Genomic DNA, 23,556 nt, shown 5'->3' with positions numbered 1-23,556 from the left:
TCAGTTACGAACTTTTTAATACGAATACAAGCTTCAATAAGCTGTTGCTCGTCAACAGAAAAAGAGAGACGGACAAAACCTTTTGTACAGCGACCAAATGCTTCTGCATCTAAAGCGGCAACACCAACACTTTTATAAAGTGCCCAAGTAAATTCGTTAGCAGATAAACCCAGATTTCGAATATCCATTAAAATAAACATACCTGCATCGGGTTTAATTAATTTTATGGATGGACATTCATTGAGACCCTTCATCATTAAATCGCATCGTTTACTGTATATATTGCGCATTGATGCACTTATTTCATGATGATTTTCAAGCGCCGTTATCGCCGCTTTTTGTATAAAACCGGGGAGCCCATAAAACATATTTAAAGCAACATTTTCGATATGGCTAATCATGGTCTTGTTTGCAATCATCCAGCCAGCACGCCAACCTGTCATTGCATGTGATTTAGATAAACTTGAAAGTACGATACAGCGTTCTTTCATACCTTCTAAGTCTCGAATAGAATGGACTTCTTTTTCAAAACTTAATGCGTTATATACCTCATCGGAAACAACCCAAAGATCAAATTCTCTAGCAATCGCTGCAATGTCTTCAAGTTCCTCTTTGTTCATAACTCGACCTGTCGGGTTATTAGGATTGGCGAAAAAAATGGCTTTTGTCTTAGGTGTTATTGCGTTACGCAGTGCGTTACTGTCTAGACTGAAGTAATCATCTGTTAGTGTTGGTACTGGAATGACCGTTGCGCCCGATGATTTTAGTGTTGCTTCATAAGTCACATAGGCAGGGTCTAGCATAACGACTTCATCGCCTTCAGTTAAAATACAGGCTGCAGTACAATAGAGACCATTTTGTGTTCCTGGTAATACTGCTACATTTTCAACGCTAATTGGCGATTGTGATGAAAGGTTAAATACGTCGACAATTGTTTCACGGAGTTTAAGTTCACCACAAGTATCAGTGTAATGCGTATCACCTGCTTTAATAGCCTCGATAGCACTATCACAAATGATATCAGGAGTCTTAAAGTCAGGATCACCTATACTCAGAATGATCACATCATCACCTTTTCTCTGTGCATTAAGTGCCTCAAAATGGATGTTCCAAGCATCGCCACCTTCGCTTTTTATTCGCTCTACAAATGGTGAATAGTTCAACGTTAGACTCCTTTCGTGGTTATTATTGAGTGACTCTATTTTTGATATATTATTAGACTACCTCATAAATATACGATCGTTCAATAGTGTTTTTTGTAGAAAAATATTTACAAATAAGGCTTCACTAGAAAGGTGCAATATTCGAATTTAAGCTGTATTTTGGTGCGTTCACAAAGTGCCTGTAATTGCTAGATACAACTAAAAATAGATGTTCACATTTTGCTCTTTTGAACCAGATAAGTGCAAAAAATATAAAATTCATTAATTTAATTTATATTTTTTTTAGTATTAAAAGGGGCGTGAATAAACATGAATAGCGTTTAGAATTTAAATTTTAGAGAGGATTTAGATTATTTGATCATTAAACATTCATTTAATTAACGCTTATAAATTCTGTTTTTATTAGAGATACCCGTTACCATTCAAAATGAAAAATTCAACAAACAGTGAAGTGAATGGGTTATAGGTAAGAAGAGGAAAATCTAACGGGTTAAATCAACACTTTCTAACAACGAAGATGTTTGCTTCACCGTTTTCCCTCTGGGCCGTTAGCCTGAAAACCAACTCTGCATTTCAACCTTCGATAAGGATTAATCACTGCTTTCGAATTGCACCTTAGTTTGGCATTTAAGCTAACAACTGAACAAAGCAACATGAATGGTAACGGATATATCTGTCTTAATTATAGGATCATAAGAAGTAGTTTTAATTAAAATGTTAAAGCTTATTATATTAATCACCTTTTATGGTATCTATTGGCAATAAATGTTAGGTTAAATATTGCTTAAACTTTACGATTTTACCTTCAGTTGTCACTTCAATACCTTCCGCTTCTAATAAGGTTTTTTGACGTATTAGAGCATCACCTTGTAATGATATTTTCCCCTGTGAATTGACGACTCTGAACCAAGGTAGGCGCGTATCTTTAGGTAACCTTGCTAATATTTTTCCAACATGGCGGGAATGTGCAGGGTAGCCGGCTTGACTCGCTAGTTGGCCATAAGTGATTAACTTTCCTTTATCTAAAAAAGATAAAACGGTATAAACATTTTGCGCGAACTCTTCCATTTTTCTACCTGTTTTGATAACTAAGATCAATAATTTCATCGACTTAAGCTTGGCTATTCGTAGTCAAATGTCATAGTATAAACATATAAATTATATTATAAACTTATAAATGGATTACAGAATGAAGTTGCGACATCTCCTTGTTATCACCTTTGCAATCATCGTAATCATTCCTATGACGTTATTTTGGATCTGGCCTTATTCGAAAGCGTTAGAGTTAGAAGTAAAAGAAGTTAATGAAAAACATTTAGTTATAGCGAAAAACCTTTCTGCTGCTTTTGAACGTTACTATCAAGATGTAACAGGTATTTTTTCGATTGTAGCTTTCCAATCACAAAAACAATTAGAATCTAAAGAATTTAAGCAGTTATTAAATAGTTATAAATTTAAAGAAATCATTGTTATAAATGATGAGGGTGCCGTTCAACGTTGTTTATTCAGCGCGAATGGAAATTGTATTGAAAGTGTGAAAAATGACATTGTGTTACTGGCCAAAGAGACCTTAAAAGAAGGTGCTATTCAAATCTCAACTGTGACAGAAGATAAAACCAATAATAGTGGTCTTATTCTGCTTGTGGTCAAAAAAGTAAATAACAATATTCTATTAGCTTACCTTTCAACTGATTATATTGTTCAAATGGGCAAACGAGTTGCTTTTGGTAAAAAAGGGCATGCCGCCATTGTAGATCAAGCTGGAAATGTGCTGGCTCATCCTCTTGATTCTTGGATTCAAGAAAGAAAAAATATGATAGCAATTAGTCCCATTAAAAAAATGTTAGCAGGTAAAACGGGCGTCGATGAGTTTTATTCACCCGCATTAAAAGGGGATATGATCGCGGGTTATACTCAAGTCCCTAATGCCAAATGGGGAGTAATGGTTCCACAGCCGATTAAAGAGCTAGAGAATAAAGCTGATGCCATTGATCAAACTGCAATCTTTGTCATGTTGTTAGGGCTTGGCTTAGCATTATTAATCACTATACCTGTTTCTTTAATCTTAATTAAACCATTAGAAAACCTATTAAGAGCAATCAAGTTAATTGAACAAGGTGGCTCGAATGTTAATTTAAAATGGAATCTATCAAAACTCATCCCTCTAGAGCTTCAACTCCTTAAAATGTCTTTTGCTAATATGATGCAGAATATTGAAAGAAATAAAAAAGAAATATCAAAGCTAGCTTATTTTGATGCGACTACTGGCTTACCTAATCGAAATTATTTTTATCGCCTATCTAATAAAGCGTTAGATAAAATGTTAAAAACGAATCAAAAAGGGGCGTTAGTATTTATTGATTTTGATGGGTTTAAGGCGGTTAATGATACTTATGGTCATAGAGTAGGGGATGAGTTGCTATTTTTATTTGGAAAACGACTTGCTTCTTTTCTCTCGTTTAATAGTGAATATGAGCAAATTAATTATTTAACAGACAACTTGCCTTTGATAATTCCTGCTCGATTAGGTGGTGATGAGTTTGTTATTTTATTTCAAGATATTGAAAATAGAAGGGAAGTCGAACTAAAGCTTCAAACACTATTTGAAGTTTTATTTTTGAAATATGAATTGCATGATGGTGTTGAATTAACTATTACAGGTAGTGCAGGTGTTGCTTTATATCCTGAAAATGGGTATCGGTATGACCAATTAATGAAGTCAGCTGATATTGCAATGTACGATGCAAAATCAGCTGGGAAAAATAGAATTAAATTTGCAGAAAAGGCGTTTAATAAAACCAGTTAATCCCGATATTAATAACCATTGATGCACCGACCTGAATGGTAACGGGTATATAATCGTCTTTATTAGCCTTTTAATTTAACTTTTTTCATTTATCAAATATTACTCTTTATTTATTTTCTAACGTAACAACTGTGTTGTTTTGATATGAAAATTCATTACCTTTCATAGGGTTCTTAGGAATCAATAATGACAGTATTAATGAACAAACAGCAAAACCAGCGCCACAATAAAATACCCATGATGGGTTTGCTATCCAAACTAATCCTAGTAAGACGGGGATCACAACCGCTGCAATATGATTAATTGAAAAGCTAATGCCAGCCGTGGCTGCGATATCTTCGGGATTAGCTATTTTCTGGAAGTAGGTTTTAATCGCAATGGCTAATGCAAAAAATAGATGGTCAATTACATATAATGACGCTGCTACCGTACTGTTTTCTACCAAACCATAAGCAATAAACAAGATAATCAATCCTATGTATTCGAATAATAGTACTGAGCGCTCACCAAAGTGACCAATTAGTTTTCCTATTTTAGCGGCAAATAACCAATTGAAAACATAGTTAATCAAGAATAACACACTGATTTCAGCCACACTGTAATGAAATTTTTCTACCATTAAAAAGCCAGCAAATACGACGAATATCTGTCGACGAGCACCACTGAAAAAAGTCAGTGCGTAATATAACCAATAACGTTTTCTTAAAATAAACTTTTTGTTCTGCTCAACGAGAGGAGGGAATTGTTTAAATGCAGAAGCTAAAATAATCGTTAACACTAATCCTAAACCACCAAATATTAAATAAGTGGTTTTGTAACTCACATCAAAGTAATCCATCAATATCCATACACTCGCATAAGCCAGTAATGAGGCGATGGCTTTAACCGATAGAATCTTACCTAAAAAATGTGGTGTTTCTGATTTGTTTATCCATTGTAGTGTTAATGATTGGTTGACTGTTTCAAAGTAATGAAAGCCAATCGACATCAACATTGTTGTTAAATATAACCCCATCACTTGTGGGAAGAAACCGGTGATAGCGACACCAACGGCTGTAATACCAAGTGAAAGAATAGCTAACCGTTGTTCTTTAATAAATAATAAAACATAGATAACGGTAAAGGCTAAAAAACCAGGTATTTCACGTAAACTTTGTAAAATGCCAATCTCTACACCCGTAAACGCTGCTTTTTCTATCACGAAGTTATTAAGCAATACCATCCAAACTGAAAACACTAATGGCATAATAAACGCCATTGTTAGTAATAAACTTTCAGGTTTTTGAAAAAAAGAGTGAGATCTCATATCTAGTTTTATCGCTATTAAAAGAAAAAAGTATTTTACGCTTATTACTAAATAAAGGTAATAACGTTTTTATGCTTAGCTTTTTCAGAATAAAATGAAGTAATAGGTAACTGATTAATATCATTAAGCTATAACGAACAACGAACGGCGCTTTAATGTTGCACGAATAAGTGCTTGTTTACATGTAGCATTTCTTTTTTTGAAGATAAAAAATCAGATTAGATGGTAATGGTTATCAACAATTGACGTGAATTAATATTCACATATATCAACTAAAAATTCACATTTGAAAGTTTTATATTATTTTGATAAGACAGTATTAGATGCTAAATCTTACTTATGTATTTTTATTTTTTATTTTTTTTCTTAAATTACAGTGCGTTATGATTTTTGATTTTTTTACTATGTTATCAAGTGAAGCGAATATAGCTTTGGTGCTAATGAATAAAAAAATTGGCTTTTATTCGCCTTAAAAGATAGAATAGTCTTCAATTATGCCAGTGTAATAGGCTTTATTAGAAGAAATAATGTATAAGCCCTACGCTTGTAGGATCATTATGCGCCTTATTTTTTAAAAAAAGGGAGTTTTTGTTTAGTGCGCTTCTCCAAAAAAGTAGTTTCCTTTACAAAAAAGTAAAAAATTAATTGTTTGTTTTTGGTAATTCAATTACAAGCCGTGTGTAGCACTTCGAAAACATTAGATTTGACAGTATAAGAAATGTTTACTGTTTCATCTAGAAGGACATGTTTATGACTAATAAAGAGCAAAACGCTCAAGGCCTTTATGTGCCTGAAATGGAGCACGATGCCTGTGGTATCGGTTTCGTAGCCCATCTTAAAAACAGCAAATCTCACAAAATCGTGACACAAGCTTTAGATATGCTAGCGCGTATGGAACACCGTGGTGGTCAAGGTTGTGATCCATGTAGTGGTGATGGTGCGGGTATTCTTTTACAAAAACCACATGAGTTTTTAGTAACAGAAGCATTAAAAGAAGGCATTTCTCTGCCTAAATTCGATCAATATGGTGTAGGTACAATCCTATTCCCTAAAGATGAGAATCACCGTGATCATTGTCGTGAAATTTTAGCTCGAACTGCTGAACGTCTTTGTCTTGAAGTAATTGGTTACCGCGTACTTCCAACAGATAACTCAATGATTGGTGCAGATCCTCTAAGCAGCGAACCTCAGTTTGAACATATGTTCGTGACTGGCGGTCCTGATATGGATCCGGCTGTATTAGAACGTAAACTATTCATCCTACGTAATTACTCTACGCGTATTTGTTTAGAGTCTGTTAATGGTATTGAAGACAACTTCTACATTAATACATTCTCATACAAAACAATCGTATATAAAGGTCAGTTAACAACTGAACAAGTTCCTCAGTACTTCTTAGATTTACAAAATAAGAGCATGGTTACTGCGTTAGCACTTGTTCATTCTCGTTTCTCGACAAACACATTCCCACGCTGGCGTTTAGCGCAACCGTTCCGTTACATTGCTCACAATGGCGAGATCAATACGGTTCGCGGTAACATCAACTGGATGAAAGCGCGTGAAGCATTGCTTGAAGCAGAATTCTTTACTCGCTCTGAATTAGATATGTTAATGCCAATCTGTACAGATGGTATGTCTGACTCTGCAAGCTTTGATATGGCGTTAGAGCTACTCGTTCTTTCTGGCCGTAGTCTTCCTCATGCATTAATGATGATGATTCCTGAAGCTTGGCAAGAAAATAAAACGATGGATCCAGCTCGTCGTGCATTCTACCAATACCATGCAAACCTAATGGAACCTTGGGATGGTCCAGCGTCTGTTTGTTTCACCGATGGTGTTCAAGTAGGGGCAACGCTTGACCGTAATGGTTTACGTCCATCTCGTTACACTGTGACTAACGATGACTTCCTAGTGATGGCATCTGAATCAGGTGTTGTTGAAATCGATCCTAAGAACATTAAGTTACGTGGTCGTTTACAACCGGGTCGTATCTTTGTTGCTGACCTTGAGCAAGGCCGCATTATTTCTGATGATGAAGTAAAAGACGGTATTGCAGCAAGAAAACCTTACGAAACTTGGTTAGCAAACAACCTTGTTAAATTAGAAGATCAACCAGCTGCGCTTGAACGTAATATCCAACCAGATGCTGGTAAGTTATTAAAACGTTTACAAGCTTTCGGTGTGACGTCTGAAGAAGTAAATGAAATTATTTTACCAATGTTCCGTGACGGTAAAGAGCCGTTAGGTGCAATGGGCGTGGATTGGCCGTTAGCGGTGCTTTCTCATCAATCTCAACATTTATCTCATTACTTTAAACAATTATTTGCGCAAGTAACTAACCCACCAATCGATCCGATTCGTGAGCGTATGGTGATGTCGCTAAATACTTATTTAGGTAAAGACAAAAACTTATTGGCAGAAACGCCAGAGCATTGTCATAAAGTTGAACTTGAGTCGCCTGTATTAAGTAATGCTGAATTACAAAAAATTAATGCATTAGATGACAAACATCTACAAGCTAAAACATTAGAAACCTTCTTTTTAGCAACAGGTGAGAAAGGTAAGCTTAAGAAAGCATTAGCACGTATTTGTCGTTATGCAGAAGATGCAATTCACGATGGTTACTCAATCATCATTCTTTCTGACCGTAATGCAACGTCTGACCACGCGCCAATTCCAGCTATGTTGGTAACAGGTGCGGTACATCACTACTTAATCAAACGTGGCCTACGTGCTATGTGTGATATCGTAGTTGAAACAGGTGACGTACGTGAAACACATCACTTCGCAACAGTTATCGGTTACGGTGCTTCTGCGGTTAATGCTTACTTAATCGAAGAAATGATTGTTGATTTACAATCTAAGAATCGTTTACCAGCAGACAAAGATGTATGTGATATCTTCAAATCGTACAAAGATGCAATCGATGCAGGTTTATTAAAAATCTTCTCGAAAATGGGTATCTCTACTATCCAGTCTTACCAAGGTGCACAAATATTTGAAGCACTAGGTATTAGTAAATCAGTTGTTGATGATTACTTCAAAGGGACTGTGACGCGTATTCAAGGTCTATCAATTGATGACATTGCACACGAAATTTTAGTACGTCATCGTTTTGCTTATCCGTTACGTGCGGTTCCATCACAGCGTTTAGACGTGGGTGGTGTTTACCAATGGAAACAACGTGGTGAAAAGCATTTATTTAACCCAACAACGATTTCATTACTACAAGAATCAACGCGTAATAAAAATTATGCTCAGTTTAAACAGTATGCTGACACCGTTGACCAACAAGGTGATGACGCTGCAACGTTACGTAGTCAGTTTGAATTTGTACCTAAAGCATCAGGTCCAATTTCAATTGATGAAGTAGAGCCAGCTGAAAATATCCTTAAGCGTTTTGCTACAGGTGCGATGAGCTTCGGTTCTATCTCTCATGAAGCTCACTCAACGCTAGCGATTGCAATGAACCGAATTGGCGCTAAGTCAAACTCTGGTGAAGGTGGTGAAGATCCAATTCGTTTCAAACCAAAAGAAAATGGTGATTGGGAACGTTCTGCTATCAAGCAAGTTGCATCAGGTCGTTTTGGTGTTACATCGTATTACCTAACAAATGCTGCTGAAATCCAAATTAAAATGGCACAGGGCGCTAAACCAGGTGAGGGTGGTCAATTACCAGGTCACAAAGTTGATGACTGGATTGGTCGTACTCGTCACTCGACGCCAGGCGTAGGTCTAATTTCACCGCCACCGCATCATGATATTTACTCAATCGAAGATTTAGCGCAGCTTATCTACGATTTGAAAAATGCTAACCGCGAAGGTCGTGTTAACGTTAAGTTAGTATCAGAAGCGGGTGTAGGTACAATCGCATCAGGTGTTGCTAAAGCAAAAGCGGACGTTATCTTGATCGCTGGTTTTGACGGCGGTACAGGTGCTTCACCATTATCATCTATTCGTCATGCGGGTTTACCATGGGAACTAGGTCTATCTGAAGCGCATCAAACGCTAATGAAAAACGGTTTACGTAACCGTGTTGTGTTACAAGCTGATGGTCAGATGAAAACACCGCGTGACTTAACGATTGCTGCATTACTCGGTTCTGAAGAATGGGGCGTTGCAACAGCTGCATTGGTTGTTGAAGGTTGTATCATGATGCGTAAGTGTCACTTGAATACATGTCCTGTTGGTATCGCAACACAAAACAAAACATTACGTGAGCGTTTTGACGGTCGTGTAGATGATGTTGTTACTTTCTTCGGTTACATGGTTGAAGGCATGCGTGAAAACATGGCTAAACTAGGTTACGCGACGATCACTGAAATGGTCGGTCAAACGCAAAACCTGAAAGTACGTGATAACGTAAGCCACTGGAAATACAAAAACTTAGACTTGAGCACTATCTTGTTTAAGCAAGAAGCTAAAGCTGAAGACGGGATGTTTAACCAAACAACTCAGAATCACAACCTTGAAGCAGTATTAGACAGAAAACTAATTGAACTAGCACAACCTGCACTTGAAAAAGGCGAAGCGGTAACCGGTGAATTCCCGATTACTAATATCGACCGTTCATGTGGCACCATGTTGTCTAACGAAATATCTAAAGTGTATAACGACGAAGGTTTACCAAACCCGATGCAAGTTAAATTCACTGGTTCTGCAGGTCAATCATTTGGTTGTTTCCTAGCAAAAGGTGTTGAGTTTACAGTTGAAGGCGATGCGAACGATTACTGGGGTAAAGGTTTATCTGGTGGTCAAATTGTTGTTTATCCTTACCGCGATTCAACATTAGTGTCTAAAGATAACATCATCGTGGGTAACGTATGTTTCTACGGTGCAACGTCTGGTCAGTCATACATTAATGGTATGGCCGGCGAACGTTTCTGTGTACGTAACTCGGGTGCAGAAGTTATCGTTGAAGGTATTGGTGACCACGGTTGTGAATACATGACTGGCGGTATTATGATTAACTTAGGTTCAACAGGTCGTAACTTTGCGGCGGGTATGAGTGGTGGTGTTGCTTATATTTGGGACCAAGATGATACATTTGCAGCTAACTGTAATATGGAACTAGTTGATTTAGATCCACTAGAACAAAAAGACAAAGACTTATTAATTGCAAAAGTAACTAAACATTTAGAGCTAACAGAGTCTAACTTAGCGGCAGCGTTCTTAGCCGATGTTGAAGCAAGCTTAGCTAAAGTTGTTAAAGTTATGCCTCGTGATTATAAAGCGGTATTAGCAGCTCGAGCAAAAGGAGAAGCATAATGGGGAAGCCTACTGGATTTTTAGAATTAGGTCGTGAATTGCCACCGAAAGTATCGGTTGAAGATCGCCTAAAAGATAATAAAGAGTTTGTACAAAATGATGTGTTTGGTAAGAAAGTCAATGACCAAGCATCTCGTTGTATGGACTGTGGTGTACCTTTCTGTCACAACGGCTGTCCGATTGGTAACATCATTCCTGAATTCAATGATGCGGTTTATCGTGAAAGTTGGTTAGAAGCTTGGGATATCCTAAGCTCAACTAATAACTTCCCTGAGTTTACTGGTCGTGTTTGTCCTGCACCTTGTGAAAGCTCGTGTGTACTAGGCATCAACCAAGACCCGATTACGATTTGTAATATCGAAAAAACCATCGTAGAAAAAGCCTACGAAAATGGTTACGTAAAACCTAAGATACCAACATCGCGTACTGGTAAAACAGTGGCGATCATCGGTTCTGGCCCTGCAGGTCTTGCCGCTGCTGAGCAATTAAACTCAGCAGGTCACATTGTGACTGTTTATGAACGTGATGAGAAAGTAGGTGGCCTAATACGTTTCGGTATTCCAGACTTTAAACTAGGTATGGACGTTATCGATCGTAAGATTGCGGTAATGGAAGCAGCTGGTATTAAAATGGTAGTGAATGCCCATATCGGTGTTGATTTTGACGCTAACGATTTGCGTAAGCAATTTGACGTTGTGTTATTAACCGGTGGTTCTACGGTTCCTCGTGACTTACCAATCCCTGGTCGTGACTTAAAAGGTGTTCATTTTGCGATGGAATTCCTAGGTCAAAATAACCGCCGTGCAAACGGAATGGATCTTAAGACTGAAGAAATTCATGCATCTGATGACCATGTTGTGGTTATCGGTGGTGGTGATACGGGTTCTGACTGTGTTGGTACATCTAACCGTCATAAAGCCGCGTCAGTAACGCAAGTGGAAATCATGCCGATTCCACCTGAAAAACGTACGGTTAACATGCCTTGGCCTTCGTACCCAATGATCTTGAAAACAACCACTTCTCACGAAGAAGGTGTGGATCGTCATTGGTCAATCCTAACCAAAGAATTCATCGGTGATGAAAACGGAAACGTTAAAGAGTTAGTGGTTGCAGATATCGAATGGGAAGAAGCAGCACCGGGTCAACGTCCTAACTTTAAAGAAATTGAAGGTTCTGTGCGTTCAATTCCTTGTACTAAAGCCTTCTTGGCAATGGGTTTCTTACACCCAGAACCAACAGGTGTGTTAGCACAATTATCAATTGGCTTAGATGAGCGCGGTAACGTTAAAACTGACGATTACCAAACAACTCAACCTGGCGTATTTGCTGCTGGTGATATGCGTACTGGTCAGTCTCTGATCGTTCGTTGTATTAATGAAGGCCGTGAAGCTTCACGCGCAATCGATACTTACTTGATGGGTAACACTAATCTTGAATGTATCAATGATTCATTAATGATTGCTGACTAAGCTAACTAAAAAATCATTTGTGGTTGTTTGTTAGACGATATAGTCGTTACCTAACTTAACCATAGATATTTAGTATTAATAAACCCCCTCTCTTTTTAGAGCAGGGGGTTTTTTTGTTTTAAAAGTAGGTTAAAATCCCGTTCCCTTAAATTCGGTATTTTGTACCGTTCATACCAAAAAATATTTGAAAGTCTTCTGTATTCCTGCAGTTTATTTTCAAATGTAGAACAAAGGAAAGATTCATGTCTTTAATCGATTATTCAGCGTCTACGCTGTCGATCTTACCCGCAGTCCTTGCACTGGGTTTAGCTATTCTTACTCGTCGAGTTTTATTGTCACTCGGGCTAGGTATTATTTTAGGTGCTTTACTGCTCGCTAACTATTCAGTAGTTGATGCTGGCACGTATATCTACTCAACTGTGAAAGGTGTTGTCGTTGAAGACGGCGGTTTAAATACTTGGAATATGAGTATTGTTGCTTTCCTATTATTACTAGGAATGATGACGGCAGTGTTAACACTTTCAGGCGGCACACGTGCTTTTGCTGATTGGGCCCTTAACCATATTAAAGATAAACGTGGCGCATCGTTATTAGCGGCTTTTCTTGGTGTGTTTATCTTTATTGATGACTACTTCAACAGCTTAGCGGTAGGCTCCATTTCACGTCCAGTGACGGATCGCTTTAATGTATCCCGCGCTAAGTTAGCTTATATTCTTGATTCAACAGCTGCACCTATGTGTATCTTAATGCCTGTTTCAAGTTGGGGCGCTTACATCATGACCATTATCAGTGGCATTTTAGTTAGCCATGGCATGACTGAATACTCACCACTAGGTGCTTATGTTGCGTTAATTCCTATGAACTTTTATGCCATTTTTACATTGTTAATGGTATTTGCAGTGATCGTTTTCAGGCTCGATATTGGTGCAATGAAAAAGCATGAAAAAATAGCAGAAAAAGAAATTTCAGAAGGCGAACAAGCCTACATCGATTTACAAGATGAATTAGGTATCGAAGAATACGAGCAAGGTAAAGTAGGTGATTTAGTTTACCCAATTATCAGCTTAATTGCTGGTACATTATTCTTCATGCTGTACACAGGTAACACCGCTTTGGCGGCAGCAGGGAAAGCGTTCTCAGTATTGGGCGCGTTTGAAAATACCGATGTGGGTGCTTCATTGGTTTACGGTGGTTCAATAGGTTTAATATTCTCTTTAGTCACTGTATTAAGACAAAAACAACCATTTTCAAATATCGGATATGCATTGTGGGTTGGTGCTAAATCGATGTTTGGCGCAATCATTATTCTATTCTTTGCTTGGTCGATTGGTACCGTGATTGGTGACATGAAAACTGGTGCTTACCTATCAGGTTTAGTACAAGGTAATATCGGCCTACATTGGCTACCGGTTATCTTATTTGTGCTTTCTGGTGCAATGGCGTTCTCTACCGGTACGTCATGGGGTACGTTTGGCATCATGTTGCCGATTGCAGGCGATATGGCGGGCGCAACAGATTTAGCGATGATGCTACCTATGTTAAGTGCGGTATTAGCCGGCTCTGTGTTTGGCGACCATTGTTCACCTATCTCAGATACTACCATTTTATCGTCAACAGGCGCACGTTGTGAGCATATCGACCATGTATCAACACAGTTACCTTATGCATTATCAATGGCATTTGTATCTATCGTTGGCTTTATTGTGATTGGTTTCACTGGCTCTACTGTGTCAGCATTCATCGCATCAAGTATTGCGTTTGTTGCTGTGATTGCTTGTATGAAAGTGCTCGCGAAGCGTTAGCCTTTAAAATTAAAAGAGAAACTGAAACTGAAAGTTATGAGCGCTTATGATCGTTTTCAAGATTGACCATGGTCGAATACTTTCAAACTAATAAATAAGCAGGTTCGCCTGCTTTTTTTATATCTATCATTTATTCAAAGCAAAAAATAATCCTTCTAAAAGACGCCATCTACACTAAAAATACAGTCTAAACATAACTGTGACTATCCTTTTGATAAGAGCCTTGCTAGGATCACTTTTTTGTTTCTGCTAGGTATCTGTTTTGACCATTTCTGCGACTACTTTGAAAGACCATTTAAATGACGTGTTATATAAAGATCAATTCCGCTTAAAGCGCCGCATTGACGATCTTGCTAATCTTAAAACACCCGAAAAAGTAGAAGCTAGTTTGACTAAGATTGCCGTCGATATTCAAGTCTCTATGGATAAACGACAACAGCGTTTAGAAAACTTGCCAGAAGTGAGTTATCCAGACCTGCCTGTTAGTCAGAAAAAAGACGAAATAGCGAAAGCCATTGCTGAAAATCAAGTCGTGATTATTGCGGGTGAAACAGGCTCAGGTAAAACCACACAGATTCCTAAAATATGTTTAGAACTAGGGCGAGGCGTATCGGGCTTAATTGGTCATACACAACCACGTCGTTTAGCGGCAAGAACCGTTGCTAACCGTATTGCCGAAGAGTTAGATTCAGAACTCGGTGAAACAGTGGGTTACCGTGTTCGATTTACAGACAAAGTCAGCGACAGGTCTTATATCAAATTGATGACCGACGGTATTTTATTAGCGGAAATTCAAAACGACCGATTCTTAAGTCAATATGACACGATCATTATCGATGAAGCGCATGAGCGTAGTCTAAACATCGACTTCTTAATGGGCTATTTAAAACGCCTCTTACCAAAACGCCCAGATTTAAAAGTAATTATCACTTCAGCAACCATCGACCCAGAGCGTTTTGCACAACACTTTTGTGATAAACGCGGTAAAGCTGCGCCTATTATTGAAGTCTCTGGCCGTACATTCCCCGTTGAAACCTTATATCGGCCACTAGAAGAGTATGCGGCGGGCGACCAAATTGAAGGTATCTTCCAAGCGGTTGATGAACTTCAGCGTTTAGGTCGTGGTGACATTCTTATCTTCATGAATGGTGAACGTGAAATTCGCGATACCGCAGAAGCCTTAACCAAACGTAAACTACGAGATACTGAAGTATTACCGTTGTTTGCGCGTTTGAGTGTGGTGGAACAAAACAAAATTTTCCAAGGACATCGTGGGCAGCGAATCGTGTTAGCCACCAACGTGGCGGAAACTTCATTAACGATTCCCGGCATTAAATACGTCATAGACACCGGAACAGTGCGTATTAGCCGTTATAGCTACCGTACCAAAGTACAACGTTTACCGATTGAAGCCATATCACAAGCCAGTGCTAATCAGCGTAAAGGGCGTTGTGGACGTGTCAGCGAAGGTGTTTGTATTCGTTTATTCAGCGAAGAGGACTTTAATGGTCGCCCTGAATTTACTGATCCTGAAATTCTACGTACTAACTTATCGTCTGTTATCTTACAAATGCTGTCACTTGGTTTAGGCGAACTTAATAAATTCCCATTTGTAGAACCGCCAGAAGATAGAAACATTAAAGATGGCTTGAGCTTATTAGAAGAGCTAGGCGCAGTTAACTTAAAACAAAAAGACCCACGTAAAAAGCTGACTCCCTTAGGTCGCCAACTTGCTAAATTACCCGTTGACCCGCGTTTAGCGCGTATGATTTTAGCGGCGAAAGAATTTAACTGTGTGCATGAAGTGATGGTGATCAGTGCAGCGTTAAGCATTCAAGACCCACGTGAACGCCCAATGGATAAGCAACAAGCTTCCGATGAAAAACATAAGCGTTTCCAAGACAAAGAGTCAGATTTTATTACCTATGTAAATCTCTGGAATTACATTAACGAACAACGCCAAGAACTCACTAGTGGCCAGTTCCGTAAAATGTGTCAGAAAGATTTCTTAGCGTATATGCGTGTGCGTGAATGGCAGGATATTTATACACAAATCAAACAAGTGACTGACGAACTCGATATTAAAGTAAGTACAGAGCCTTCAAATTTTGATGCTATTCACCAAGCCTTATTAGCCGGACTGTTGTCGCATATCGGCTTAAAAGATAAAGACGCCGAATACCTTGGCGCACGTAACAGTAAATTCTTTATGTTCCCAGGTTCTGGTTTATTTAAAAAACAACCTAAATGGGGCATGTTTGCTGAGCTTGTTGAAACCTCAAAACTGTTTGCACGTGTTGCCGCACGCATCAAACCTGAATGGGTTGAACTGCAAGCACAACATTTAATTAAACGTAGTTACGCTGAACCACATTGGCAGAAAAAATCCGGTGTCGTGGGCGCCTTTGAAACTCAAATGTTGTATGGCATTCCTATCGTAAGCAAACGTAAAGTGGTTTATACACAAATTGACCCGATACTGTGTCGTGAATTATTTATTCGCCATGCATTAGTAGAAGGGGAGTTTGAAACGCGTCATCAATTCTTCAAAGATAACCAAGCGTTATTAAACGATATTGAAGAGCTAGAGCATAAATCACGTCGCCGCGATATTTTGGTAGACGATGAAACACTCTTCTTATTTTACGATGAAATCGTGCCGCAAAACGTATGCAGTGCAAAGCAGTTTGATAGCTGGTGGAATCAAGAGAAAAAACAACAGCCACAATTATTAAATTATCAGCGTGACCAAGTAATGGCACATGATGCAGATAAAGTAACCGCAAATGCTTATCCTGATTCGTGGCAACAAGGCGATTTCCGTCTAAAACTAGATTACGCTTTTGAGCCGGGTACTAGCCAAGATGGTGTAACGGTTAATATTCCGTTAGCGCTATTAAACCAAATATCAGATCAAGGCTTCGATTGGCAAATTCCGGCTTTACGTGAAGAGTTGTTGGTTGCGTTAATCAAAACATTACCGAAACCTATTCGTCGTAATTTTGTACCTGCACCGAACTATGCAGAAGCTGCTATGGCGAACTTAGTGCCTTTACAAGGTTCACTATTAGAAGCCTTTGAAAAACAACTATTGCGAATGACAGGTGTGCGTATTCCAGACGATGCTTGGGATGTATCTGCATTGCCTACGCATCTGCGTATGAAGTTTAGTGTCATCGATGATAAACAAAAAAGCGTTGCCGTTGGGACTGACTTAAAACTACTGCAACATGATCTAAAAGGTAAGGTAAAACAAACCTTATCTAAAGTATCAAAACAAGGTATTGAAAAGTCTGATTTAGTAGAATGGGATTTTGGTAAATTACCTAAATCATTCAAAAAAGATCACGGCGGTTATGAAGTAAAAGCTTACCCCGCGTTAGTGGATAAAAACAAAAGTGTCGCCATTGAATTATTTGATAGCGAAGCAAAAGCACAACGCTTTAACCAAGCTGGTGTACGTCGTTTAATTTTATTAAACGTGCCATCACCGATTAAGTATCTACAACAAAGCCTGCCAAATAAAGCCAAGCTTGGGTTGTATTTTAATCCTTTCGGACAAATAAAAGACTTAATTGATGATTGTATCAGTTGTGCGGTTGATGCGATTCTTGATGGGGCAATACATCCACAAGAAGCACCTGAGTTTGAAGCACAGAAAGAAAAAGTGCGTGCCGAACTCGCCGATAAAACCTTACAAATTACGCAACAAGTTGAAGAAGTATTAACTCTTGCTCACGCTGTTAATAAACAGTTAAAAGGCAAAGCAGACTTAACCATGTTGGTTGCCAAAGGTGATATTAAATCACAGCTAGAACGTTTAATTTTCCCTGGCTTTGTTTGCCAAGTGGGAGAGGGAAAACTTAATGACATTAAACGTTATTTGTTAGCCTTACAAAAACGTTTAGAGAAATTACCGGTTAACCCAAATCAAGACCGATTAAATACCATCGAATTGCATGAGCTTGAAGAACGTTATCGTGCGTTATGTAAGCAGTTATTGAGTAATGAAAATGAGCATGAAGGTTTAGCTGAAGTGTATTGGATGATGGAAGAATTAAGAGTGTCGTTGTTTGCACAACAGTTAGGGACGCCATATCCAGTATCGGCTAAACGCGTGAGATTGAAGTTGACTGAGCTTAAGGGTTAAGCCATTAACCTTTTAAAATATAAATTGATAAGCAAGCTTCGGCTTGCTTTTTTTATGCCTTTTAGTTTTGAAGGTTCGTCTTCGCTCATAGGGGCATTGTGCTTATTAATTTCAGTGTTTTCGCCCTGTCGGCGACCATCTTTTTCTTACCAGAAGAAAAAGGCGGCAAAAAGACTGGCCACCGAATCACTTTCTAATCCAATCGATCAATACCTTCCCTAACGCACCAGTTCATACGGCACATCCATGTGCCGAATGAACTTACAGCAAACGTCCTGTTTGCTGTTGCTGAAAGGTATTGTTCGATTGGGAAAACTCAACGGTGGGGATGGATGTAGCCACGTTGAACATGGTTTTATGTTGTGGGTATTCACTTGTAATTTATGCACTTTAGCCGAAGCGTAAAAGTTAAGTTTTTGGGGCGGAGGATTCATCCTGCTTTCTCTTATCTTTAATATGAGTTAGTTAGTGCTCGTCTGCGCTCGTCCAGTTAGTTTGATTTTTATTAATAGTGTTTTCGCCCTGTCGGCGACATGCTTTTTCTTACCAGAAGAATACCTTTTACCCACAACAAGCAAAAAGACTGGCTCCCAATTCGTTTTTTAATCTACTCTTTTAGATATATAGCAATAACTACCTTCTAAACGCACCGCTCATACTCGATATCCATGTCTCGAAATGAGTTAGCAACGGCAAAGGGCACGCAGAGCTTAGCCCGTTCATAACACTATGCTGTTGCATAAATCACTCCATGCCTCTACTTGCTAAAGGCAGTTATTCATACAGAAAACTCAACGGGAGGGCTGTCGTAGCCACATTGTTCGAAGTTTTATCGTAACTAACCTCAATTTTGGATAAGCAAAGTGATACTACACCGCTATTTCCACAGATTTCTGCTTTAAATTATCTCTCAATAACCAGTTATTGCTTAAATAATTTACCTAAACTACGCAAAACTAATAACTCTGTCTAATAAAAAATAGTACCTTATGATTTTAAAAGTAATATCGATTTAATAAACTAGAATTGAGGTTAACGACAAAGTCAAAGTCAACACATGTAAACATTAAAACACTGCAAGCTAAAGCATGCGCCCCGAGTTTCGATACCTACAAACTGAAATAGGGCTCGTAAAATATAAATCAACACAAAAGCACCTGGAAGCTGAAACGTGCACCTCCAAGTCAAAAATAACAAACTAAAACCGTCTGTCTTTCTGAAACTATTACCTGCCTGTGATTTTTGGGCGCTGGCTTTAGCCTGCAGGGGAGATGTGTTTTTTGACTTGTTGCTACAAGCTTATGAGCTTTTTATTCTGGGGCGCATGCTTTAGCTTGCAGGAGTTCTGTGTTGTTTTTTCTTTTTAACTAACCTCAATTCTGGATAAGCAAAGCGATACAACACAGCTATTTCTGCGGATTTATCTTGAACGACGTAAAACTAACGGCACTGACTAGTAAAAAATAGTACCTTACGATTTTAAATGTGATTCCGATTTCATTAACCAGAATTGAGGTTAACTACTTGATATTGCTAATATCAGTTTATGGCTGTCCGAGATATTTCTATTACTCGGAACCTCAGCTGGACTGCTGCCTTCTAAGGTATATTGGATGCAAAGGCGAGTAAGACTTCTTCTGTACTGTAACTCAGGAGGGCGCGGCTTCCCATAAAGTAACCATTAAGACGCCGGATATATGTCAATAAACGGTTATCTCTATGATGTAAAGAGCAGTTTAGACAAATGTGATTTATCGACTAAAACGATCTTGTACAAAAGACAAGTTTAACGAGGAAAACACCCCTTTATTAATAAGGGTGACGAGTCTTTTGTACGTAATCGATTATTAAACAGAAAATAAAAATCAATCTAATCTTGATTTACAATGAGTGACCATATATGTCCAGAACTTTTATTTAAATTAAAAATTAAAAATTAAAAAACGAGAGTTGGTGTTATGTAATTGATTTAAAGGTTATTTGTTTTTTTTGGTTGTTTTTTGTAAAATTAAAGCACAAAAATATTAATTTGTGTTTTTGTTTGATTGCTATTAATGTAAGCACATTGATTTAATAATTAAAACAATTGAAGTAATTAAAAGGATCAAACGATGGCTAGATTAAGAACACCACCTGATTTCTATAAAATAATGGGTGAGTTAGATTCAAAGGAATTTATTGGTATTGTTGGTAAACTTAATGCTACCGATAATAATGGTGAATATATGCCATGGCATAAATTTATGTGGAAAACAGATACTCATAATGGTTTATCTAAAGAAAATGCATGGCTTTCTACAAAAATAGCAAGAAATAGCCTTCTTAATAAATTTAGTGATCTTCCAGCAGAACATGAAAAGTTCATGCAATTTTGTGTGCCAAATTCTTTATACGAGAAACTTCATATAATAGATAAATTAACTGGTGGGGGACATGCATTATCTGATAGTCCATTAGTTTCTAATGGTGAAAAAGATCGGTACCTTGTACGTAATTTAATTATGGAAGAAGCGATTACATCCTCACAACTAGAAGGGGCTAGTACCACTAGAAAAGTAGCTAAAAAAATGCTATCTGATAAACGTAATCCTAAAGACAAATCAGAACAGATGATTGTTAACAACTACATGCTAATGAAATCTGCTGTAGAGAAAAAAGATGAAGAATTAACAATTGATCTTATTCTTGAGTTTCATTACTGTGCTACTCATAAAGCAATAGATAATGGAGCAAAAAGTGGATGCCTCAGGGATGATAACGACATCACTATAGGGGATATATATAATGAAGTCGCTCATACACCACCTTGCTATAAGTCTTTAGAAGATAGATTAAATAAGTTATGTACGTTTGCCAATACTGATCACTCTGCAACTAATGAACTTAATAACGATGGTTTTATTCATCCATTAATTAAAGCAATTATCCTTCACTTTATGATTGGTTATATCCATCCATTCGGCGATGGAAATGGTAGAACGGCAAGGGCTTTATTCTATTGGTTTATGTTAAAGTCGGGTTACTGGATGTTTGAATATGTTTCAATCAGTAAATTAATTCAAGAAAAACGTGGCGACTATGACAAGGCTTTTATTTTCACTGAAACAGATGAATTTGATATGACTTACTTTATTTATCACCAAGCGGATATAGTAACTAAAGCAGTGCAATCTCTACAGGATCATATAGATCAAAAGAAATCTGAGTTTAATGACTTTAGAAACTGGATTGATAATAGCCCTGTTTCTAAAAACTTAAAGCATGGTGAGTTAGAAATATTAAAAGAAGCAGTGAAGGAAGGCGGTAAGTTATTTACATCTAAATCTATAGCTGCTGATTTTGATATTAATGAAGGTACAGCTAGAAGCTACTTAAATAAGCTAGTCGACTGTGAACTTTTATTATCAACGAAACCTAAGAATAGTAGATCGATTGTGTATGTAGCTCCAGCACAATTAAAAGATAGATTAAAGCTTTGATAGATAATGTAAATTATTGGGCTCCAATTCATTTAAGTTAATAATATCAAATTGGTTAATGATTAAATAGATGCTAAATGAGGCTGCGACTTCTTCGCCATTGAGCTTTCCCAAATCATTAATTCCTTTGAGCAACAGCAAACAGGATGTTTGCTGTAAGTTCGTTCAGCACATGGGTGTGCCGTATGAACTGGTGCGTTAGAAATCTTATTTTAAAGGTATGGGCATGGTTTGGATGAAGAAAGCTACTCGGCACCAGTCTCTTTGCTCTCTTGTCGGTATTAGGTTCTAGGCTGGCTGAGAGAAAGTAAAGTCGACGACAGGGCGAAAACCAAAGCTAATAAAGATCAAAAAAGCCACGACGAGCGCAGACGAGCTTATACTAAAAATGACCACCACCATAAACCTTAAAATAATGGGGCAGGTCTTGCGTTTTATCTTTGACAAATACATTACGAAAATCAACGTGGCTAACGGCATAGCGTTAAATAACGTTATGCTGCCTTACTTGATGACTATCGACGCTATTTCATAGGTAAGTACTCGGATTAATACGTTTTTATCTGTTATCTGTATTTATTATTTTGGCAATCACATCATTCACGGCGCAAACCGCACCTTCTAAATAACCAGCATCTGTACGAGAGAACTCACTGCCTGCTAAAAATATATTCTTTTGAGTTAGTTCGCTCATATATTGATCCATAGGAAAGTCAGGGTGTTTTGGCTGTTCATTAATATCACGGGCAGAAGCAAAAAATGCGTCGGTGGCCCAATCTTTATATAATATTGAATCAAGTTCTTCTTCTGAATTCTCATACAGTTGATTCAATTGATTGAGACAAGCCTCTTTTATTTGCGATTCATCATATTGTTGTCGATGATTAGCTGGCACACCAATAAAGCCAAATAAGGCATTTGTTAGATTAACCTGTTCACCCGTTTCTGAAATATCGATAGAGCAAGCGTCATGCATTTCTTGCATAGGACCTTGTTGGCTAAATACTTGTCCAGACAACCCCTTTTCGCGCCAAAAACTAGAATGGTAGATTGAAATAAATTTTGCTTGCGCAGCCATCCATGTTGGTACTTGTTTAAAGTGCTCAATAAGTTCAGATGAAGCCCAATAAGTGGGTGTCAGATGCTCTACAATCATGCGAGGAGGTAATGCTAATATAAGGTTATTAGCATGAAACGATTTAGTCTCATTGTTATGTTGTGCTGTTATTATCCATTGGTCATCGACTTTTGTTGTATTGGTAACAACATGTTCTGTTTTTATATTACGTGAATCAATCTTACTATACAGGACATTAATGATTGTGGTCATGCCGCCAATGACACGATACATACTTGCAGCACCCGCGCCTTCGGTTCTTATAATTCCTTGATTACCTTGTTTTTGAAATAATGCATCGCCTCTCGTATATTGTTCAACATACGGTATGTTAAGCTCTTCAAGCAACTGTTGTATATTGAATTGATGAGGGAAAATCCACGTCGGTCCTAAATCATGATAATGCTCTGTGGAGCTGTCTTTTACACCTAATATCCTACCGCCGAGCTTTGGTTTAGCTTCCAAAAGTAAATAAGGTATCCCTTGTTTTTGTAAATACCAGGCACTCAATAATCCAGATAAACCACCGCCTATAATAATGTTGTTAATGTGCATGAAAGTTCCTAAATTTGATATAAAAGCGACATAATATGATTGTGTGATTGTGATTAATTTACTTAAACTTGTGAAGGCAATTAACCAGTTAACGTTATTTATAAAAGTACAGGAGACCTATAAACTTTACCATTGCCAAATCACATTAAAAGCCGAAGATAAATTGTTTTTGTTCTGATTTGTATGCTGTTTGGAACTCTATAAGAGTGCCGTTCGGGCCAAGTCTTGCTTTGTGCCTTTGACAATCATACTGCTAAACTCAATATGGTTACCGCTATGTCACCGTTATCTCGAAGTTCTGAAAAAGTTCTGAACACTCATTAGTTGTCCACTGAACAAGTTGCGAACACCCATTAGTTGCTTACAATCAAATTAGATTTTTACGATTTAAAGTTATTTAGCGCTGTAATGCTGTATTAAAATTATCAACAAAATAGGAGG

9 protein-coding genes and 1 pseudogene are annotated in these 23,556 nt (G+C 37.9%); 6 read left to right on the top strand and 4 right to left on the bottom strand.

Translation table 11 applies throughout. From position 1 onward, the window contains the following. Nucleotides 1–29 precede the first annotated feature (29 nt). Nucleotides 30–1,064, bottom strand: a pseudogene (locus V6255_RS04330) (pyridoxal phosphate-dependent aminotransferase); the annotation flags it as partial. A gap of 867 nt (nt 1,065–1,931) precedes the next feature. Next, nucleotides 1,932–2,270, bottom strand: coding sequence for an MGMT family protein (locus tag V6255_RS04325; protein ID WP_341627031.1), 339 nt, complete (start codon nt 2,268–2,270; stop codon nt 1,932–1,934). 82 nt (nt 2,271–2,352) lie between these two features. Here V6255_RS04325 and V6255_RS04320 point away from each other — a divergent pair, with 82 nt between their 5' ends. Continuing rightward, nucleotides 2,353–3,969, top strand: coding sequence for a sensor domain-containing diguanylate cyclase (locus tag V6255_RS04320; protein ID WP_341627030.1), 1,617 nt, complete (start codon nt 2,353–2,355; stop codon nt 3,967–3,969). Nucleotides 3,970–4,075: 106 nt separating this feature from the next. Here the strand turns inward: V6255_RS04320 and V6255_RS04315 are convergent, their stop codons facing one another. Continuing rightward, the gene (locus V6255_RS04315; RefSeq protein ID WP_341627029.1) at nt 4,076–5,215 is read right to left on the bottom strand and encodes an MFS transporter; all 1,140 of its coding nucleotides are present in this window, start codon (nt 5,213–5,215) and stop codon (nt 4,076–4,078) included. An 810-nt stretch (nt 5,216–6,025) separates the two neighbouring features. Here V6255_RS04315 and gltB point away from each other — a divergent pair. The 5 genes from gltB to V6255_RS04290 all read left to right on the top strand — a co-directional run bounded on the left by gltB (nt 6,026) and on the right by V6255_RS04290 (nt 21,443). Continuing rightward, the gene (gene gltB / locus V6255_RS04310; RefSeq protein ID WP_341627028.1) at nt 6,026–10,543 is read left to right on the top strand and encodes a glutamate synthase large subunit; all 4,518 of its coding nucleotides are present in this window, start codon (nt 6,026–6,028) and stop codon (nt 10,541–10,543) included. Then, on the top strand, nt 10,543–12,012 hold the full coding sequence (locus tag V6255_RS04305; RefSeq protein ID WP_341627027.1) for a glutamate synthase subunit beta: 1,470 nt from the start codon (nt 10,543–10,545) through the stop codon (nt 12,010–12,012). The genes gltB and V6255_RS04305 overlap by 1 nt, the downstream gene beginning before the upstream one ends. A gap of 242 nt (nt 12,013–12,254) precedes the next feature. Beyond that, a complete protein-coding gene (locus V6255_RS04300; protein ID WP_341627026.1) occupies nt 12,255–13,814 on the top strand; it encodes a Na+/H+ antiporter NhaC family protein in 1,560 nt (519 codons plus the stop codon). Nucleotides 13,815–14,076: 262 nt separating this feature from the next. Further along, complete coding sequence (gene hrpA, locus V6255_RS04295) at nt 14,077–17,964, top strand: ATP-dependent RNA helicase HrpA (RefSeq protein WP_341627025.1); 3,888 nt, start codon at nt 14,077–14,079, stop codon at nt 17,962–17,964. Nucleotides 17,965–20,075: 2,111 nt separating this feature from the next. After that, on the top strand, nt 20,076–21,443 hold the full coding sequence (locus V6255_RS04290) for a Fic family protein (RefSeq protein ID WP_341627024.1): 1,368 nt from the start codon (nt 20,076–20,078) through the stop codon (nt 21,441–21,443). 559 nt (nt 21,444–22,002) lie between these two features. On the opposite strand, the gene V6255_RS04285 is transcribed toward V6255_RS04290, so the two are convergent. Further along, nucleotides 22,003–23,115 carry a flavin monoamine oxidase family protein gene (locus tag V6255_RS04285; protein ID WP_341627023.1) on the bottom strand — a complete coding sequence of 371 codons (1,113 nt, stop codon included), beginning with the start codon at nt 23,113–23,115 and terminating at the stop codon, nt 22,003–22,005. Nucleotides 23,116–23,556: the final 441 nt, after the last annotated feature.

The sequence above is a fragment of the Psychromonas arctica genome, from assembly GCF_038155225.1.
GTDB lineage: Bacteria > Pseudomonadota > Gammaproteobacteria > Enterobacterales > Psychromonadaceae > Psychromonas > Psychromonas arctica_B.
The sequence above is the reverse complement of the archived record's forward strand: the minus strand, read 5'-3'. Positions and strand labels throughout refer to the sequence as shown.

What these genes read in the sequence shown, in the direction of transcription:
- V6255_RS04325 (WP_341627031.1), bottom strand. Translation starts at nt 2,270, where the DNA reads ATGAAATTATTGATCTTAGTTATCAAAACAGGTAGAAAAATGGAAGAG.
- V6255_RS04320 (WP_341627030.1), top strand. Translation starts at nt 2,353, where the DNA reads ATGAAGTTGCGACATCTCCTTGTTATCACCTTTGCAATCATCGTAATC.
- V6255_RS04315 (WP_341627029.1), bottom strand. Translation starts at nt 5,215, where the DNA reads ATGCCATTAGTGTTTTCAGTTTGGATGGTATTGCTTAATAACTTCGTG.
- gltB (WP_341627028.1), top strand. Translation starts at nt 6,026, where the DNA reads ATGACTAATAAAGAGCAAAACGCTCAAGGCCTTTATGTGCCTGAAATG.
- V6255_RS04305 (WP_341627027.1), top strand. Translation starts at nt 10,543, where the DNA reads ATGGGGAAGCCTACTGGATTTTTAGAATTAGGTCGTGAATTGCCACCG.
- V6255_RS04300 (WP_341627026.1), top strand. Translation starts at nt 12,255, where the DNA reads ATGTCTTTAATCGATTATTCAGCGTCTACGCTGTCGATCTTACCCGCA.
- V6255_RS04290 (WP_341627024.1), top strand. Translation starts at nt 20,076, where the DNA reads ATGGCTAGATTAAGAACACCACCTGATTTCTATAAAATAATGGGTGAG.
- V6255_RS04285 (WP_341627023.1), bottom strand. Translation starts at nt 23,115, where the DNA reads ATGCACATTAACAACATTATTATAGGCGGTGGTTTATCTGGATTATTG.